The organism is Stenotrophomonas sp. TWI169 (genome assembly GCF_039674705.1).
GTDB lineage: Bacteria > Pseudomonadota > Gammaproteobacteria > Xanthomonadales > Xanthomonadaceae > Stenotrophomonas > Stenotrophomonas maltophilia_P.
The window spans coordinates 115,258-133,191 of the sequence record NZ_JBDJOB010000003.1; the positions used below are offsets into that span (position 1 = coordinate 115,258).

Here is a 17,934-nt window from a genome sequence, read left to right on the forward strand (position 1 = left end):
TCATCCCCCGATGTTCAAGAACGTCCTGTTCCAACTGCACTGGCTGCTGGGCATCACGGCCGGCACCGTTCTGGCCATCATGGGCCTGAGCGGCGCAGCCCTGTCTTTTGAAGATGAACTGCTGCGCGCCGCCAACCCCGGCTTCGCCGCCATCGCCGAACATCACGCCGAAGGCCAGCAGCCGCTGCCCCTGAGCGAGCTGGTGCCGATGCTGCAGGCCGACAGCAAACGGCCGTTGCAGCGGCTGCGCGTGGATGCCAGCGGCCAGCGCCCATCGGTGGCCCGTTTCGCCGGCGGCAAAGCGCACTGGGTGTACTTCGACCCATACAGCGGCGAGCGCTTCAGCGCCCTGCGCGGGCAGGCCTTCTTCGACTTCGTCGAAGACCTGCACCGCCACCTCGCCGCGGGCGAGCGCGGAAAATGGATCACCGGCAGCTGCGCGATCGCCCTGCTGTTCTTCACGCTGTCCGGGCTCTACCTGCGCTGGCCCCGCCGCTGGTGGCACTGGCGAAGCTGGCTGGCCGTGGAATGGAAGCGCAGCGGCCGCGGCTTCCTGTGGAGCCTGCATTCGGTGGCCGGCACCTGGGTGCTGCTGATCTACCTGATGAGTGCCCTGACCGGCCTGTGGTGGTCGTTCGACTGGTATCGCAGCGCGGCCAATGCCCTGCTCGGCGTGGCGCCACCGGCCAAGCAGGTGATCGATGCCGGCGCCGTGCTCGACCTGCGCCGCGTGGAAACGACGCTGTACGCGCAGGCCGGGGTGCGCACCGGTTACATCGACCTGCGCCTGCCCGAGAAGGCCGGCCAGGCACTGAATGTGCGGACCATGGCGGGCGATCCAGCATTGCGCGGCGGCCATCATGACCGCGCGCACGATCTGCTGCAGCTCGACCCTGCCAGCGGTGCGATTCTGGACGCGCGTCCCTACGCGCGCCAGGGCGCTGGCGGTCAGCTGGCCACCAGCGTGTTCGCGCTGCACTCGGGCAGCTACTTCGGGATTCCCGGGCGCATCATCGTGATGCTCAGCAGCCTGGGCATGAGCCTGTTCTTCATCACCGGCTGGCTGCTCTATCTCGACCGTCGCCGCAGCCAGCGCGCCGCACGTGCGCTGCGCCAGCCGCTGCCGGCGGCCGCAGCCAACGGCGCCGCATGGCTGGTGGTGCATGCCAGCCAGAGCGGCCTGGCCGAACAGCTGGCATGGCGCGCGGCAGCGCAGCTGCAGGCCAGCGGACAGGCGGTGCAGGTATTGCCGCTGGCAAGGATCGACGCGCACCGCCTTCAGGCGGCGAGCCACGCGCTGTTCCTGCTCAGTACCTTTGGTGACGGCGAACCGCCGGATTCGGCACGACGTGCCTCGCGCCAGCTGCTGGGCCGATCCCTGGACCTGGCCACACTGCAGTTCGGCATGCTCGCGCTGGGCGACCGCCAGTACCCGCACTACTGCGCCTTCGGCCGCCAGTTCGATGCGTGGCTGCTGGGCAACGGTGCCCGCGCGATGTTCGACCGCATCGACGTGGACGCTGCATCGGTCGCGGCATTGCGCCAGTGGCAGCAGCAGCTCGGCCTGTTGACCGGCATTGCTGCCGACGACAGCGTGCTGCCGGCGGCCACCCGCATGCACGACTGGCAGCTGCTGGATCGCCAGCAGCTGAACCCGGGCAGCGTCGGTGGTCCGATCTGGCGGATCCGGCTTGCCGCGCCGGATGACGTGCAGTGGCAGGCCGGCGACATCCTGCACATCGCGCCGCGGCACAGTGCCGCGCATGCCCGTGCGGTACTGCGGGCGCATGGACTGGACCCGCTGCAACCGCTGCTGATCGAAGGCGGCACGCGGACCCTGCAGTGCCTGGCCAGCGAACGTGAACTGCCGGACGCGGCCAGTGCGCTGCAGGTGCAGGATGCCGGACGCTGGCTGACGGCCCTGCCCGTACTGCCGGGCCGCGAGTATTCGATCGCCTCCTGCCCGGCCGATCGCGTGGTGGAACTGGTCGTGCGCCTGGTGCACGACAACAACGGGCGCCCGGGGCTGGGTTCGGGCTGGCTGTCGCTGCATGCGCCGGCAGGCGCGCACATCGCCGCGCGCGTGCACCGCAACCCCGGCTTCCATCGCGTGCCGGGCGCACCCATGGTGCTGATCGGCAACGGCACCGGCATCGCCGGCCTGCGCGGCCTGCTGCGCGAGGCGGCACACGCAGGCGAGCACGGCCACTGGCTGCTGTTCGGCGAGCGCCAGCGCGCTCATGACTTCCTGTTCGCCGATGAGGTGAGCGCATGGCAGGCGCAGGGCCATCTGATCCGGGTCGACCTGGCGTTCTCGCGCGACGCAGCGGGCGGTTACGTCCAGGACCGCCTGCGGTCGGCCTGCGATGAACTGCGGGAATGGATGCAGCGTGGCGCCGTGATCCATGTCTGCGGCTCGCTGCAGGGCATGGCCGAGGGCGTGGATCAGGTACTGCGGGGCGCGCTCGGTGACGAGGTGGTGGAAACGCTGCTCGAGAGCGGCCGCTACCGGCGCGACGTGTATTGAGCCGCGCCGCCGGGCTGGACCCGGCGGCGGACGCGATCACGCCGCCGCGCGGGCCTGACGGTCCGGCTGCAGGCGGAACGCGGACACGGCTTCGGCCAGCGCGCGCACCTGCGCCTGCATCTGCGCGGTCGACGAGCCGGCTTCTTCCACCAGGCTGGCATTGCGCTGGGTACTGGCCTCCATCTGCACGATGGCGTGGTTCACCTGGGCGATGCCTGCGTGCTGATCCTGCGAGGCGCTGCGGATGCCAGCGAGCAGGTCCGCCAGCTGCTGCACGCTGCCGACGATCTCGTCCATGGTGGTGCCCGCCTGCGCGGCCTGCACGCTGCCCTGGCCGACGCGTGCCACGGAATCCTCGATCAGCGCCTTGATCTGCCTGGCTGCCTCGGCACTGCGCTGCGCGAGCAGACGCACTTCCGCCGCCACCACCGCGAAACTGCGGCCCTGCTCTCCAGCACGCGCGGCCTCCACGGCGGCGTTGAGCGCAAGGATGTTGGTCTGGAACGCGATGCCGTCGATCAACTGGGTGATGTCCCCGATGCGGCGCGATGCTTCACTGATGCCCTGCATGGTCTCCACCACCTGACCGACGGCCATCCCACCCCGCTGTGCAACCGCTGCAGCCCCCTGCACCAGCGCGTCGGCACGTCCGGCGGCGTCGGCGTTGCGGCCGACGGTGTCGGTCAGCTCATGCATCGAGGCTGCGGTCTCTTCCAGATTGGCCGCCTGCTGCTCGGTACGCTGCGAGAGGTCGTGATGGCCAGCAACGATTTCACCGACACCGTTGTCCAGGCTGGCAGCGGCGCGCTGGATGCGGGTCACGATGCGGCCGAGCTGTGCGACGGTTGCATTGGCGTCGTCGCGCATGCGTGCGAACACGCCCTGCAGCTCACCTTCCATGCGCACGCTGAGATCCCCACGGGCCAACGCCGCCAGCAATGCCTGCAGGTCCCCCAGGTTGGTTTCAAAGGTGGACAGCAGGCGGTTGATGCTGGTGGACAGCGTATGCACGAAACCGTGCTTGCCCTGCAGCGAAATGCGCCCGTGCAGGTCACCCTGCGCGGCAGCGTCGACCAGTGCCGCCACCTCGGTCTCCAGCAGCGTTTCCAGCGCACGGCTGCGCCACTCCAGCGCCACGCCCAGGAACTGGTCGTCATCGACGATGGCATTGGCGATCAACTGATAGCGCACACCGGCATGACTGATTTCTCGCTCCTGGCGGTGGCGCGCGTCGACCAGGCCGGCCAGGGCCGGATGCAGGTCCCGCGCGTCAGTGCCGACCAGCGCGTCGGCCTGCAGGCCCAGCACGTGCCGCAACGCAGGATTGGCGTAGGCCACCTGGCCTTCGGCATCGACCACCATCAGCCCGGTCTGCGCGCAGTCCAGGGCCTGGCGTACGCGCGTGTTGCCACGGGCCATCGCACGCTCGGTCTCGATGCGCGCACGCAGCCGCTGCTGCATGTCCACCAGGCGCTGTGCCAGCTGGCCGATCTCGTCGTTGGCGTTGTGCACGCGCAACGTGGTATCGAGCCGGTCATCGGCGATGTCGCTGGCGAACCGCAGGGTGTCCTGGATCGGCCTGCGCACCGCGCGCAGCACCAGCAGCAGGCTGGTGATCAGCACGCCGGCCACCAGCAGCAGGGTGAGGGCGAACAGCACGCTCATGGTGCGTGCACCGGCCTGCTGCCGCGCCTGCGCCAGGGCCAGCGCATTCACCTGTGCCTGCTGGAAGGCGGCGAGCGCGGGCGCCACGCCGGCAGCCGTCTCCATCAGCGATTGCGTCTCCACATCAAGGCCGACGCGGGCAGCGGTATAGCCGAGCAGTGCCGACTGATAGGCGTCCATGCCGGTGCGGAGCGCCTCCTGCACGTCGGGCGGCAGCCCCGCCAGCGCCAGATCGAACGGCAGCTTCTCTTCGCTTGCACGGTCGGCATGAGTCGAATCGCCATCGAGCAGCAGCAGCGCTTCCTGGCGCCGCATCTTCTGCAGGTGCAGCGCCAGTGCCGGCCGGTCCAGGCCATCCACCCGCTGCTGCAGGGCATCGGCGGCCTGCTGCAGTTGTGCAGCCAGGCCGGCATCACCCCGCCCCATCTCATCCACACGTTCGAACAGCGCGGCCACTCCCTGCGAGAATCCCTCGGCGGCCTCGGTGAGCGCCTGCAATGCCTTGCGGCGACCGGCATCCATCGGCATCGCCCTGAGCGCATTCAGATCGACCTGCAATGCCTGCTGGGCAGCCTGCAGCTGGCTGCGGTCAGCGTCGTCGAAACTGCGTGCATACTGGGTCTGCAGGCGACGCGCCTCCGCCACCCGTGTCGCCAGGCGTGCGGCCAGATCGCTGCCACGCTGGTAACTGGCCTGACTGCGTGCGGCCTGGCTGCTGGCATAACCGGTCCAGGCATGGACAGCGGCAATCGCCACCAGGCCCGCGCCGCAGACCAGCAGGGTGGCCTTGAGTTTGTTGGCCACGCTGAGTCGATGCGGCTGCAGCCAGACCAGCAGGCGTGGAAACGCCGAGCGCATCGCGATGAGACGGGTGCGCAGGGACCGAAGGGGGACGGCGGCCGACATCACAGACTCCAGGCGGAAGGACGCACCTGTATCGGCCTGACCGGCGGCAACTTTAGGCACATTGCCGATGCCGTGGCACGCACCGTGCCGGTTGCGCTATTTGTACCGGCCCCAGGCGACGGAGACGTGACACAGCGCCCGCGCTTGACCTCAACCCCGGTTGCGGTTGCACAGTGGGATTCTTCCCACCGGCCGCCCTCGCCATGACCCCGCTCGACGTCCCCCGTTATCTTCAGCGCCTGCAACTGGATGCTCCGCCGTCGCTGGACCTTGCCGGACTGACCCTGCTGGTGCAGCGCCACAACGCCCTGCTCCCTTTTGAAACCCTCAGCAGCCTGCTGCGCGACGCGGTGCCGATCGATCTGGACAGCGTGCAGCACAAGCTTCTCGACCAGCAGCGCGGCGGTTACTGCTTTGAACTCAACGGCGGCCTGCTGGCGCTCCTGCAGGCAGTGGGCTTCGACGCACAGCCGCTGAGCGCGCGCGTGCTGCTGGCAGCACAGGACGATGCCCCGACGGCGCGTACCCACCTGCTGCTGCGCGTGCACGTGGAGGGAGAGGACTGGCTGGTCGATGCCGGCTTCGGTGGCCTGACGCCGACGGTGCCACTGCGGCTGCACGAAACGGCGCCGCAAACCACGCCGCATGAGTCTTTCCAGCTGCAGCAGCTGCCGGGCGGGGACGAATTCGTGCTGTCCGCCCAGGCGGGCGACGCATGGCGGGCGCTGTACCGCTTCGACCTGCGGCCGCCAGCGCCGATCGACAACGTGGTGGCCAACTGGTACGTGTGCACGCACCCGGATTCGGGTTTCCCTGGCCAGCTGCGCGCCTCACTGGCCGGCCCGGACTGGCGGCGCACCATCGGCAGTGGCAACTACACCGAGTACCGCCCCGGGCAGGCGCCGCTCAAGCGCCCGCTGCGCGATGCCGCCGACGTGCGCGACGTGCTGCAGTCGGCATTCGGCCTGCGCGTGCCGGACGATGCGCGGCTCGATCCGGCGATCACCGATTGGCTGCAGCGCTCGCACGCCGCATCACGGTAGCACCGCGCGGCACGGTGCCCGGGTTACGGCGTCACCGGCGCCTGCAGCGCAATGCGGTTGCCCTCGCTGTCGCAGATCTCGGCCACCCGCCAGTGGCCGGCACCATGCAGTTGCAGGTAGAAGGCAATGGCGCGAGCAGGTCGCTGGCCGGAATCTCGACATGCGCGATGGGGTGCATCGTCGCAGGATGGCGCCGCCCTGACATTCCGTGCGCATCGTTGCGGGCATGCTGGCCTGCCCACCCTTCGCGGAGCGCTGCATGACCCTGGCCGATCACCGAAGTGCACTGACGCCACTGGGCCATCTGCGCGTCGCCATCAATCTGGGGAATCCGGTCCTTGCGAGGGGCGACGCACGATCGCCGCGCGGCCCCTCGGTGGAGCTGGCCACCGCGCTGGCGCAGCGGATGGGCGTGCAGGCGCGATTCACCTGTCACGATGCGGCCGCATCGGTGGTCGCGGCGGCAGCCGACGACGCATGGGACCTGGCCTTTCTCGCCATCGATCCGGCACGAGCCGATCGCATCGCCTTCAGTGCACCGTATGTGGAGATCGAAGGAACCTACCTGGTGCGCGAGGACAGTCCGGCGCGGCAGGTGGCCGATCTGGACCGCGATGGGCTGCGCATCGCCGTTGGCCGGGGTGCCGCCTACGATCTGTTCCTGAGCCGGGAACTGCGGCACGCCACGATCGAGCGTGCCGACACGTCGGCGGCAGCCATCGATCTGTTTGACGCGCGGCGCCTGGATGCCGCCGCTGGCGTGCGCCAGCCGCTGCAGGCCTGGGCACTGCAGCATCCGGGACACCGCGTGCTCGCCGACCGCTTCACTGCGATCCAGCAGGCCGTGGCCGCACCTGCGGCGCGCCCCGCTGCCGCCCTGCGGGCCCTGTTCGACGAGGTCGAGGCGATCAAGGCAGGGCCCCTGCTCGAGGACGCTTTCGCACGTTCCGGACAGGCGGTCACCCTGGTGCGATGACGCAGCAGTGGCCCGCAGCACGCGGCAGGTGGCTGCGTGCGCCGGGCCGGATCAGCCCTGCGTCTCCATGTGCCGCGCATGCTCGCTGGCCTGCGCATGCAACCACTCACGGAAGGCGAGGAATCCACGGTGGCGCGCCGAGCGCTGCGGATACACCAGCCAGTGCGGCCAGGCCGTTTTCAGCCGCTGCTCCGACAATGCGACCAGCTGGCCGGAATCCAGCAGCAGGCGCGCGCGCGTCAGCCGGCCCAGGGCCACGCCGACACCATCGAGCGCGGCACGGTGATGCGCTTCCGAATCGTCGAGCACCGCCACGAACCGCGAAGGGGGGCTCTGCCCGATCAGGGCAAACCACGCGGCCCATGCGCCATCCGGATCGCCCAGCAGCGGCCACTGCGCCAGTGGAGCACGGTCGATGCCGCCCATCCGCGCGATCAGCGCCGGGCTGGCCATCGGCACCAGCCACTCATCGAACAGCCGCTCGACCACCAGCCCGGCCCATTGCCCGCCGCCTACGCGCAAGGCCGCGTCGAACTGCAGCTGCCGATCGAAATCGACAAGGCGTTCGCTGGACTGCAGGTTGATCTCGATCTGCGGGTGTGCGGCGACGAAATGACCCAGCCGTGGCACCAGCCATGCGGAGGCCATCGACGGTACGGCGCTGATCGTCAGCACATGTTCGGCGCGCGCGGCGTAGCGCTGGAACACCTCGTTGATTGCATCCAGGTGCGGCCCGACCCGATCGAGCAGGCGCTGGCCCTCCAGGGTCAGTGCGACCCCGCGCGCCTGGCGGACCAGCAGCGGCTGTCCGAGGCGTTCTTCGAGCTGCCGCATCTGGTGGCTGAGCGCGCTGACGGTCAGGTTCATCGACGCCGCGGCGCGTGACAGGTTGCCCAGGCGCGCGGCAGCCACGAAACCCTGCAGGGCATGGAGGGGTGGGCGGGACATGAGGCTTGAATCCTGTTCAAGTCAAGCTTGCGGAAATGTCGCTTTTTACGTCCTCATGCTGCCCGTATCGTTCAATCCACTCAAGTGGAGCGACGATCATGAACATCTTCAGCAGTCTGTTGTTCCTGCACGGTCACATCGCAAGCGCCGAGCTGGCGCGCCAGTTGGCCACGCCGGTAGCCAGCACGACCGGGGTACCCGCAAAGCCGTACCGGAGCACACACCTCGACCGTCCAGCTGCGGTGCAGGTGCCTTGCCCCACCTGCTCCGCCCCGCGCTGAGCGAGGCAGCGGCGGGCTTACCGGGGCCGGGGCGCTAATGCCCGTACCAGGCCTGCACATGGGGCGGCAGCGATGGCAGCGGGTCGATGTCCAGCGCGCGATAGCCATCGAGAGTATCGCGCAGCACCGCCGGTCCGGGGCTGCCCGGCATGCGCAGGCTTTCCTCTTCCGGCAGCTGCAGGGCGGCCCAGTCATGCAGGCGATCCAGCCGCTGGACCATGGCGGCGCGCAGCCAGGGGCGCAGCGGGAAGGTCCGATATCCGCGCCCATCCAGCGCACGCACAGCATCGGACAGGGCCTGGTTCGCGCCACGCACCCATTCGGTGCGTCCGCCGGCCTTGTCCTGCACGGTCATCGGTGCCGGCGCGCGATGTGCACGAAAGGGGGAACGCAACTCCAGCTCCAGGTCACGCGCATCGCGCTCGGTTTCCGCCTCCACCAGCGCCCCGGCGCACAGATCGAAGAACTCGAACCAGCGCCGATGCAGTGCGCTGATGCGGCCGAGCGGGTCACGCGTAAAGCCGATCTTGGCGTAATCCTCCCAGGCGCAGGGAAAGACGTAGGCGAAGACACGACCATCGATGCGGATCTGCGGTTCCATCGGCGCAGGCTGCATCGCCCCGGACGCGATGGCAACCGGGCCGGACCGTGCACTGTTCTGCTCAAGGCCGCTGCAGTACGTCCTGCACTGCGGCAGCCACGTCGGTGTTGTCGATGTAGCTGCCATCATTCCACCGCACATGCTGGCGGTAACCGGCGTCGATGCCGCGCACTCGGGCGGTGAGCCGCTCGGCGCCGGCGCCCTTGGCCCACAGCGGTACCAGTGCGTTGGAGTGATTGCCGGTGGGGCGGAAGCTCATCCCCGGCATCCGCCCGCGCCCGTTGTTGCGCACCGGCTCGAACGCCACCTGCTGCGCGTCGGGGCCCATCGGCATGCTGTTGTCGTGGTCGGTGGTGACGATCAGCAGATTGCGCTGCCATCCGCCGTTGCGCTCGATCCACGCCACCACCGCCGATACCGCATCGTTGAACTCGACCGTCTCTTCGATCAGGCGGCCGTACTGCGGCTGGTCGCCGCACTGGCCGTAATGCCATTCCGTGCCGCACGCGCTGGTATGCGCGGCCCAGTCGGTGGCCCCGCCTTCCACCATCAGGAACAGGCCCTTGGACGAGCGCTGCTGCAGGAACTGCAGGGCGCCGCGGGTCATGGTCGCCAGGTCCGGCACGCTGTCGATCTTCCTCACGCCGGAGGGAGTGGTCTCATCCCTGCCCAGGACCTGCAGCTGACGCGCCTGCTGCAGGGTGCTGGCCACACGCGGTACGCCGATCAACGGGCGGTCGGCTGGCACCCTCCCCTGTGCAAGCGCAGCGAACGCTTCCTTGCTGCGGATCAACCGCCACGGTCCGGCAGGATTGCCAGCGATGGGGGTGCCTGCTTCCAGCTGCTGCCAGTCCTGCTGCGACACCCACTCCCAGGGGTTCGCGCAACCCTCTTCCTTCACTGCGCCTGCATCGTCATCGCAGGCGCGGCCATCGACGCTGTAGCCGGGGCCGCCGGTTCCCATGACCAGGTCCATGTGGCCCTGCGCCAGCATCTGGTGGGCGATGGCATGGTAGTTGTTGCGCGACGCGTTCTGCGCGGCGAACGCGGCCGGTGTCGCGTGCGAGAACGGCACCGAGGTGACCACACCGGTTGCCATGCCCAGGCGCTTGGCGCGCAGGGTGTTGAACTCGACCGCGACGCCGTCGTTGTCGACGTTGATGGCGTTGTTGTACGTCTTGATGCCCGACGACAACGCCGTGCCCGCCGCGGCGCTGTCGGTCGCCACCGCGGCCAGGTACTGATAACCGGCGAACGGAAGATCCGCTGCCGGTACCGGGGTGGCATCCCATGCTTTCGCGGCGTCGTAGCCGAGCGTCTGCGCCGAATCGTGCGTGGGCTGGCTGCTGGCGTTGAGCGGGAACGTGGCCACCGCAAGGCGCTGCGGGAAGTGCGCGTACGGGGCGCCTTCGCGGCTGCCATACTGCCAGTACGCGGCGGCATCCCAGGTTCCCCAGCCCGCGCCGTCGTTGATCATCACGATCACGTTGTGCGGGTAGCCGCCGGTCGCCACCGGCGCCTGCGCACGCGGTGCCGGCTGGCAGCCGGCGAGGGCTGCCAGCGCGGCCAGAATCGAAGGGTAGAGCCAACGGCGCGGCGTGTGTGCGGTCATCGTGCATCCTGTGGGGTCGGGCAGGCGGCCCGGAATGCGCGACGTTATATCATTGCAATATTGCAGATTCACGCATCGTGGCAGCGGTATCCTGTGGAACGTCTCCCCTGCCGCGCCACCATGCCGTCTCCACGTCCCCCGGTCTCCTCGATCACCCTGGATGCCGGCAGCTTCGCGGTCATCCACCAGGAGAACGCCGACCTGCAGCGTCCGCCTGCTTCACTGACCAAACTGATGACCGCGTACGCAGCCTACGAACAGGTCGCATCCAGCGCCGCCGCTTGGGAGATGCCGGTGACCGTTGCCGCCGAGGACGTGCACGCGGTTGCTGACGATGAAACGCGCATGGGCCTGGTGCCCGGCGAAACGGTCACGCTGGGCCGGCTGCTGCAGGGCATGCTGGTGGTATCGGGCAACGACGCGGCCCTTGTGCTTGCCCGCCATCTGCACGGCTCGCAGGCGGCGTACCTGCAGCACATGAACGCGCTGGCGCGGCGTCTCGGCCTGGGCAGTACCTGGTTCGCGTCGGTGTCCGGCATCACCACGCCGCGGCACGTATCCAGCGCACGCGACATGGCGGTGCTGGCGGGCCGCCTGCTGGCAGATCATCCGCAGGTGCTGGCCATCACCGCACAGCCGGCGTTCGCGCACGGGACGTTCAGCCGCAGCAACCAGAACGCACTGCTCGCCGATGAAGGTGTGGACGGCCTGAAGACCGGCTATACCCGCGCGGCCGGGTTCTGCCTGGCGGCTACGGCGCGCCGCCCCATCGCCGGACACGCGCAGCCGGTGCGATTGATCACCGTGGTGCTTGGCTCGGAAGACCGCGAAGCACGCGATGCGCGGGTGCGCAGGCATCTTGCCAGTGGATTCGCCGCGTTGGCCGGCGACACCGTCGCAGAAGCCTGAGCTGCGCGGGCAGTCAGTCCCGTACAACGGTGGATACGATCACCCGCTGCAGTTCGCGTTCCGCGTCGGCTTTGCCGATCGCGCCATTGGCCACCGCTTCGGACAGCGCTTCGGCAGCGCCGAGGATCGCCCAGCGCCCCTCCACCGGTACCTGGCCGTCACCGGCGAACGGGCCCAGCCAGTCCGCGCAGTTGTCGATGAACTCCTGCTGGTAGCAGTGACGCACCTCGCGCAGCTCCGGCGCGCCGACCAGCGCTGCGAGGATGCTCTGCACGTCGCTGCCCTGGCTCAGCACGCAGTCGATGTAACCGGACGCGATGGCCGCTGCGCGCGCGGTCAGTTCTGCCGGCGCCGCGGCGATACGGTCATTGAAAATGAGCGTCTGCCGCTGGTCGTAGTCATGGTAGAGCGCCGCCAGCAGGCCGTTGCGCGTCACGAAGTGATCGTAGGCCACCGGCTTGGTCACGCCCGCCGCTTCGGCCAGGCGCCCCAGGGTCAAGGCATCGGTGCCTTCGGCGCCTACCAGCGCCCATGCGACATCCAGCAGCTGGCGGGCCCGCTGCTCGCGGGTCAGTCGGCGACGCGTGGGGGTGTCGGTGGCAGGCATCGGCGGAACACGGCTGTCAGCTCGTTGGATGTCCGATTTTACGGCCGATCTCCATCGCGGTCTGCAGATGCGCCGCGGCCGCCCCGGTGTCCGCCTCCAGCAGCAGGGTGGAGGACAGCACGCGCGCGCCGCAGTAATCGAAGATGCCCATGTCGATCTGCGTGTTCATGGCCGCGCCATAGCCACGGCGTTCAATCATCGCGGCATCGGCACCCCCGATGCCGACCAGATGCACCTGCAGCCGCTGCAGCCGCTTCTCCACTTTTCCATCGGCACCCTCAGCGTAGGCCCAGCCCTGGGTGAAAACGCGATCGATCCAGCCCTTCAGCAGCGCCGGGAACGACCACCAGTAGAGCGGGTAGACCAGCACCAGCGTGTCGGTCGCATCCAGCCGTGCGTGCTCGGCCGCCACATCGGCCGGTGGCGGCGCGATGCCGCGGAACAGGGCCTGGTCCTGCCCGTTGAAGCGCGGGTCGAAGCCTTCGGCCATCAGATCGGCCATGGCGGTGGTATTGCTCTCATCGGCATCGGCGATGGCCTGCGCGATGCGAGCGGCTACCGCGTGGGTCAGCGAGGCAGGATCGGGATGGGCAACAACAATCAGGCTGTGCATGGGCAACTCCTTGGAGATTAGTTACTAATGGTAACTAGCGAACCCAGCCCGATCAGCACTGCCAGCAGGACACTGTTTCTGGCGTTCTGTATCGCCTCAAGTCAAATGCAAATGATTCGTGATACGATTGTTAAGGAGATCTGAAACCCCACACGGACGTCCCAGCCATCGCCAGTGGACCCCCTCACCCGGAGTACCGCGCGATGTTGCATGCCAGTCTGAAGTCCCGTCGTTCCGTTGCCACGCTGGCCGTGGCCATCGGCCTTGCCCTCGCCTCCCAGGCCCACGCCGAGGCGTCAGTCGATGCCGCCGCCAAGCAGATGGACACCGTGGTGGTCACCGCCACCGGCGCCCAGCAATGGATCCGGGATGCCCCCGCCAGCATCAGCGTGATCACCCGCGAGGACATCGAGCGCAAGCCGGTCAGCAGCATCGGCCAGCTGTTGAGCACCGTGCCCGGCGTGACCGGCGGTTACGCGCTGTCCGGTGCGCAGTCGAAGATCCGGCTGCGCGGCCTGCCGGAGCAGTACACACTGATCCTGATCGATGGCCGCCGCCAGGGCAGCTCGGCCGGCGTGAACTATCGTGATGACCTGGGCCCGCAGGATCTGAACTGGCTGTCGCCGGACATGATCGAACGCATCGAAGTGGTGCGCGGCCCGATGTCCTCGCTGTACGGATCGGACGCGATGGGGGGTGTGATCAACATCATCACCCGCAAGATCGCCGACCACTGGGGCGGCTCGGCCACCTTCAACTACAGCAAGCCCGATTCGGACACCCGCGGCAATACCACGCAGATGGGAGCGCTGTTCAGTGGCCCGCTGACCGACAACCTGGGCGTGCGCATCGGCGCCAACGTCACTGACCGCGAATCTGACCGCGGCGCGCGGCAGACGCCGGGCAACAAGGCAGAGAACGCCAACGTGCTGTTCGACTGGCGCATCAGCGACAGCCACGTCGTGGGCGTGGAGGCCTCGCGCGGAACGCAGCGCAACAGCGGGGCCGGCCAGGTCAACAGCTGGGGACTGTCCAAGCTGGTGCAGACCGGCTACGTGATCCGCCATGACGGCACCTACAGCGACGCCACCACGTCGAAGACCACGCTGGTGCAGAACGAATACGAAGACAAGGGCAGCGACGTCGGCAACCGTTCGAAGGAAACGGTGTTCGATACCGCCTTCAACACCGGCTTCCACTGGGGCGTCGAGCACAGCCTGAATGTGGGCGGGCAGTGGAAGCGCGAGGAGTTGGAGAACAGCGACACCATCGGTACCGTTCCGGTCACCTGGACGGGCAGCGGCCGCATCAGCCCGACCAGCGAGGCCGACTCCTGGGCGCTGTTCGCCGAGGACCACCTCACCCTGCACGAGCGCTTCGTGCTGACCCTGGGCCTGCGCTGGGACAACACGGAAAACTACGATGACAACCTGAGCCCGCGCATCTACGGCGTCTGGCACCCGGCCGATGCATGGACCGTGCGCGGCGGCATTTCCAAGGGCTTCCGTGCCCCCAACCTGAAGCAGGGAACGGCCGGCGCTGCGACCCAGTCCGGCGGCAACGGCTGCCGTGCCCTGACCGCCGAAGGCTGGAGCAGCCGTTCGGTGAATGCCGACGGCACGCGCGGCTGCTACATGGCCGGCAACCCGAACCTGGAACCGGAGACCAGCACCAACTACGAGCTGGGCGTGGGCTTCGACCGCGAGGGCTGGTCGGCCTCGGCCACCTACTTCCTGACCAACTTCGACGACAAGATCGAACAGGTGCCGCTGAGCCAGATTCCCGGCCAGACCACCAGCTTCGTCAACGGCTACTGGTGGACGGTGGCACAGAACATCCAGAAGGCACGCACCCGCGGTGTGGAAGCCAGCGTGACCGTGCCGCTGCACGAACGCCTGAACTGGACCACCCACGCCACGCGCATGCTGGAATCGAAGAACCGCACCACCGGCGCTACCCTGCTGGTAGTACCGGAGCTGACAGCCAACACCTCGCTGGAATGGCAGGTGACCGATGCCTGGTCGTTGAATGCCAGTGCGCAGCACATCGGCAAGCAACTGGTATCGGCCACCAGCGCGACCTTCGCCAAGGCGTACACCACCTGGGATCTGGTGACCGGCTTCGACGTGAACGACAACCTGACCCTGCGTGCCGGCGTCCTGAACGTGGGCGACGTGTCCACCATCGACGAAGGCAACAACTACGACGGCGGCGCGCGCACCTTCTTCGTGGGCGCCACCGCACGGTTCTGATGCAGCACTGGCTCGGATCCCTTCGCGCAGCGAAGGGATCCTGCCGTGCATCCGCGGCCCTGCCTCAGCGGAACAGCGCGTTCAGCGCCGCACCCGATGCTGCCGCCTGCAGGCCATCAAAGCGGCCTTCCTGCTGGATGGGATCGGTGGCCCGCATCAATCCCCCCCACGCCGCACGGGCCAACGCCCCGCCCAGGCTGACCCGGCGTACCCCCATCGCAGCGATGTCCTGCAGCGTCAGTGACGTCGGTCCGCCCACCAGCAGGTTCACCGGCTTGCCGCCGGCCGCGGCCACCACCGCCTGGATCTGTTCGGCCGTGGTGATGCCCGGTGCGTACAACACATCGGCACCTGCGGCCGCGTAGGCACGCAGGCGCTGCAGCGTGTCTTCCAGATCCGGTACGCCCACGAAGAAGTTTTCCGCCCGGCCCACCAGCAGCACATCGGCCGCGGCGCGATCGATGGCCGCACGCGCCGCACGCAGGCGTTGCACGGCCTCCTCCAGCGGGCGCAGCGGCGCGTCGGCCAGACCGCTGGCATCTTCAATCGACAGAGCGGCGATGCCCGTATCCAGGGCCGCCGTCACGGCCTCAGCCACGTCCTGTGGCGTGGCGCCGAAGCCATCGCCGAAGTCTGCGTTCACCGGCAGGTCGGTGGCGGCCACCATCAGCCGCAGGTGGTCAAGCGTCGCCTGCAGCGATACCGCACCATCGGGGCGACCTTCGCTCCATGCACACCCCGCGCTGGTGGTGGCCAATGCCAGGAAGCCCTGCCGCTGCAGGTAGCGCGCGCTGCCGATGTCCCACGGATTGGGCAATACGAAGCAGCCCTGCGCATGCAACTGCCGGAACGTGGCACGTCTGCGGGCAGTGGTGGCATCTGCGCTGTTCATGGCGGGTATCCGTGCGGTGAGCTGACCACCCTATCCGGGCGGCGCACAGGACTCAACGCACCTGCGGCGCAGCATCAGGTGATGCCACCGGATCATTGGACGCGGCCCCGCATCCGTCCGACGGTGACGGTCCGCCGTCCACGGAAACAACCATGCCGCGCTCCCCGCATTCTTCTGACGCCATTGCTGGCGACGACACCGATGCACACCAGGCCGCGCCGTTCTCACCCAGCCGGCGCCGCCTGATCGCATCGGCCGGCCTGGCCGCAGGTGGCCTGGCCGGCGCCACGCGTCCGGCCGCCGCAACACCGGCCCGAGAGGTGGCGAACACGACCGCACCGGGGCGTCCCGGATTCCAGGCGATCGTCCCGCCGCCGGCGCAGGGCCGCAGTCCCTGGGGACAGGACACCGCCAGCGAACCGACCCCACGACCGCGCAGCACACGCCCGGGCGAATCGCCATTGCCGACCCTCCCACGCCCCTACACCGACATCAAGAGTTACCACGCCCACATCTATTTCGACGAGGACACCTCGGCCAAGGCCGCACTGATCCGGCGCTGGGTGGCGGAACGCTTCCCGGTGGAACTGGGCAACTGGAATCCGGAGCCACGCGGCCCCCATGTCACCCCGTCCTTCTACTTCGGCTTCACCAACGATCTCCTGCCGGTCGTGGTGCCATGGCTGCAGCTCAACAGCCTGGGCCTGACGATCCTCATCCACCCCAACACCGGCGATGGGCGCGCCGACCACCTGCATTACGCGCTGTGGGTGAACCGCGCGCAGCCGGTGAACGCCTACGACTGGCCCGCGCCCCGGCCGGGCGAGCAGGAGCCGCTGGAACAGGTGTTCCCCAACGTCGTGCCGACGCGGCCGCTGGAAACCTGAGCAGCCCCGCCCGGCCTGGCCGGACAGGAGCGGTCGGCCGCCATCGTCGGCGTACGTGCGGGTATCAGCAGCCGTCGCCACGTTCAGCGCGCCTTGAAGCGCTGCCCGGCATACGGGCACAAGCGCTTCCAGCGATTTCAAACAATCGATTGAAACGCGGCAAACTTCGCCGAACTGGACAGCATCGGCCGCTTCCGCCAGACTGCCGCCCTTTCCAGTCGATCGGATCCCATGGCGAAGCTGCTGGTCCTGCACGGCCCCAACCTCAACCTGCTCGGTACCCGCGAGCCGGAGGTCTACGGCCACACCACCCTGGCCGACATCGACCAAGCGCTGGCCCGCCAGGCCGACGCCGCCGGGCACGTGCTGGAGAGCCTGCAGTCCAACGCCGAACACGCGCTGGTGGACCGCGTACAGGCCGCCCGCACCGACGGCACGGCGTTCATCCTGATCAACCCGGCCGCGTTCACCCACACCTCGGTCGCCCTGCGCGATGCGCTGGCGGCCGTGGCCGTGCCGTTCATCGAAATCCACCTGTCCAACCCGCACGCCCGCGAACCGTTCCGCCAGCACAGCTATTTCAGCGACAAGGCGGTCGGCGTGGTGTGCGGCTTCGGCGCCGACAGCTACCGCTACGCGATGGACGCGGCGCTGCTGCGGCTGTCCGCCACCTGATTGTCGACCCGGGCGCCCACGGCGCTCTCCTCACCTAGATAGAAACCCAAGAGGCCCTCATGGATCTGCGCAAAATCAAGAAGCTGATCGACCTGCTGGAAGAGTCGAACCTGGCCGAAATCGAAATCAAGGAAGGCGAAGAGTCCGTGCGCCTGTCGCGCGCGCCGGTCGCCGGCTATGCCGCCCCGGTCGCCGCTCCGGTGTATGCCGCCCCTGCCGCGCCGGCGCCGCAGGCAATGCCGATGCAGTCGCCGACCGAAGCCTCCACCGGCGGCACCGCCAAGCCGGGCCCGGCGCTGCCGGAAGGCCACGTGCTGCGTTCGCCGATGGTCGGCACCTTCTATGCCTCGTCCGCTCCGGACAAGCCGGCCTTCGTCACCGTGGGCCAGCAGGTCAAGGAAGGCGAAACCCTGGCCATCATCGAAGCGATGAAGATGTTCAACCCGATCGAAGCCGACGCGTCCGGCACCATCGTCGCCATCCTCGGCGAGAACGGCCAGCCGGTGGAGTTCGACCAGCCGCTGTTCGTGATCGGCTGAG

15 protein-coding genes are annotated in these 17,934 nt (G+C 68.5%); 8 read left to right on the forward strand and 7 right to left on the reverse strand.

Going from position 1 to position 17,934, the window contains the following annotated elements:
• The first annotated feature begins 10 nt into the window (after positions 1–10).
• Positions 11–2,527 carry a sulfite reductase flavoprotein subunit alpha gene (locus ABE543_RS03600; RefSeq protein WP_346475320.1) on the forward strand — a complete coding sequence of 839 codons (2,517 nt, stop codon included), beginning with the start codon at positions 11–13 and terminating at the stop codon, positions 2,525–2,527.
• A gap of 36 nt (positions 2,528–2,563) precedes the next feature.
• Here the strand turns inward: ABE543_RS03600 and ABE543_RS03605 are convergent, their stop codons facing one another.
• Positions 2,564–5,098, reverse strand: coding sequence for a methyl-accepting chemotaxis protein (locus ABE543_RS03605; protein WP_346475321.1), 2,535 nt, complete (start codon positions 5,096–5,098; stop codon positions 2,564–2,566).
• A 203-nt stretch (positions 5,099–5,301) separates the two neighbouring features.
• On the opposite strand from ABE543_RS03605, the gene ABE543_RS03610 reads away from it, so the two are divergent.
• Together ABE543_RS03610 and ABE543_RS03615 are read left to right on the forward strand one after the other, a co-directional pair.
• A complete protein-coding gene (locus tag ABE543_RS03610) occupies positions 5,302–6,141 on the forward strand; it encodes an arylamine N-acetyltransferase (RefSeq protein WP_346475322.1) in 840 nt (279 codons plus the stop codon).
• Between the two features lie 259 nt (positions 6,142–6,400).
• Complete coding sequence (locus ABE543_RS03615) at positions 6,401–7,117, forward strand: transporter substrate-binding domain-containing protein (protein ID WP_263176001.1); 717 nt, start codon at positions 6,401–6,403, stop codon at positions 7,115–7,117.
• Between the two features lie 51 nt (positions 7,118–7,168).
• Here the strand turns inward: ABE543_RS03615 and ABE543_RS03620 are convergent, their stop codons facing one another.
• From ABE543_RS03620 to ABE543_RS03630, 3 genes are all read right to left on the reverse strand, one after another.
• Positions 7,169–8,065: a LysR substrate-binding domain-containing protein gene (locus ABE543_RS03620; protein WP_065174425.1), complete on the reverse strand. Its 897-nt coding sequence runs from the start codon at positions 8,063–8,065 to the stop codon at positions 7,169–7,171.
• A gap of 315 nt (positions 8,066–8,380) precedes the next feature.
• On the reverse strand, positions 8,381–8,947 hold the full coding sequence (locus tag ABE543_RS03625) for a GIY-YIG nuclease family protein (protein WP_111186278.1): 567 nt from the start codon (positions 8,945–8,947) through the stop codon (positions 8,381–8,383).
• Between the two features lie 61 nt (positions 8,948–9,008).
• On the reverse strand, positions 9,009–10,559 hold the full coding sequence (locus tag ABE543_RS03630; RefSeq protein WP_346475323.1) for an alkaline phosphatase: 1,551 nt from the start codon (positions 10,557–10,559) through the stop codon (positions 9,009–9,011).
• Positions 10,560–10,679: 120 nt separating this feature from the next.
• On the opposite strand from ABE543_RS03630, the gene ABE543_RS03635 reads away from it, so the two are divergent.
• The gene (locus ABE543_RS03635) at positions 10,680–11,468 is read left to right on the forward strand and encodes a D-alanyl-D-alanine carboxypeptidase family protein (protein ID WP_065181560.1); all 789 of its coding nucleotides are present in this window, start codon (positions 10,680–10,682) and stop codon (positions 11,466–11,468) included.
• Between the two features lie 13 nt (positions 11,469–11,481).
• On the opposite strand, the gene ABE543_RS03640 is transcribed toward ABE543_RS03635, so the two are convergent.
• A complete protein-coding gene (locus ABE543_RS03640) occupies positions 11,482–12,075 on the reverse strand; it encodes a TetR/AcrR family transcriptional regulator (RefSeq protein ID WP_053515691.1) in 594 nt (197 codons plus the stop codon).
• Positions 12,076–12,091: 16 nt separating this feature from the next.
• The gene (locus tag ABE543_RS03645) at positions 12,092–12,688 is read right to left on the reverse strand and encodes an NAD(P)H-dependent oxidoreductase (protein WP_053515689.1); all 597 of its coding nucleotides are present in this window, start codon (positions 12,686–12,688) and stop codon (positions 12,092–12,094) included.
• 203 nt (positions 12,689–12,891) lie between these two features.
• Here ABE543_RS03645 and ABE543_RS03650 point away from each other — a divergent pair, with 203 nt between their 5' ends.
• Positions 12,892–14,940 (forward strand): TonB-dependent receptor, encoded by a 2,049-nt coding sequence (locus tag ABE543_RS03650; protein ID WP_263176011.1) that lies wholly within the window; start codon positions 12,892–12,894, stop codon positions 14,938–14,940.
• A gap of 64 nt (positions 14,941–15,004) precedes the next feature.
• Here ABE543_RS03650 and ABE543_RS03655 read toward each other — a convergent pair whose 3' ends face one another.
• Positions 15,005–15,832 carry an isocitrate lyase/phosphoenolpyruvate mutase family protein gene (locus ABE543_RS03655; protein WP_180875469.1) on the reverse strand — a complete coding sequence of 276 codons (828 nt, stop codon included), beginning with the start codon at positions 15,830–15,832 and terminating at the stop codon, positions 15,005–15,007.
• A gap of 152 nt (positions 15,833–15,984) precedes the next feature.
• On the opposite strand from ABE543_RS03655, the gene ABE543_RS03660 reads away from it, so the two are divergent.
• The 3 genes from ABE543_RS03660 to accB all read left to right on the forward strand — a co-directional run bounded on the left by ABE543_RS03660 (position 15,985) and on the right by accB (position 17,933).
• On the forward strand, positions 15,985–16,719 hold the full coding sequence (locus ABE543_RS03660) for a DOPA 4,5-dioxygenase family protein (protein ID WP_253119278.1): 735 nt from the start codon (positions 15,985–15,987) through the stop codon (positions 16,717–16,719).
• A gap of 231 nt (positions 16,720–16,950) precedes the next feature.
• The gene (gene aroQ, locus ABE543_RS03665) at positions 16,951–17,394 is read left to right on the forward strand and encodes a type II 3-dehydroquinate dehydratase (RefSeq protein WP_053515684.1); all 444 of its coding nucleotides are present in this window, start codon (positions 16,951–16,953) and stop codon (positions 17,392–17,394) included.
• Between the two features lie 59 nt (positions 17,395–17,453).
• Positions 17,454–17,933, forward strand: coding sequence for an acetyl-CoA carboxylase biotin carboxyl carrier protein (gene accB / locus ABE543_RS03670; RefSeq protein WP_053515682.1), 480 nt, complete (start codon positions 17,454–17,456; stop codon positions 17,931–17,933).
• The last annotated feature ends 1 nt before the right edge of the window (position 17,934 follow it).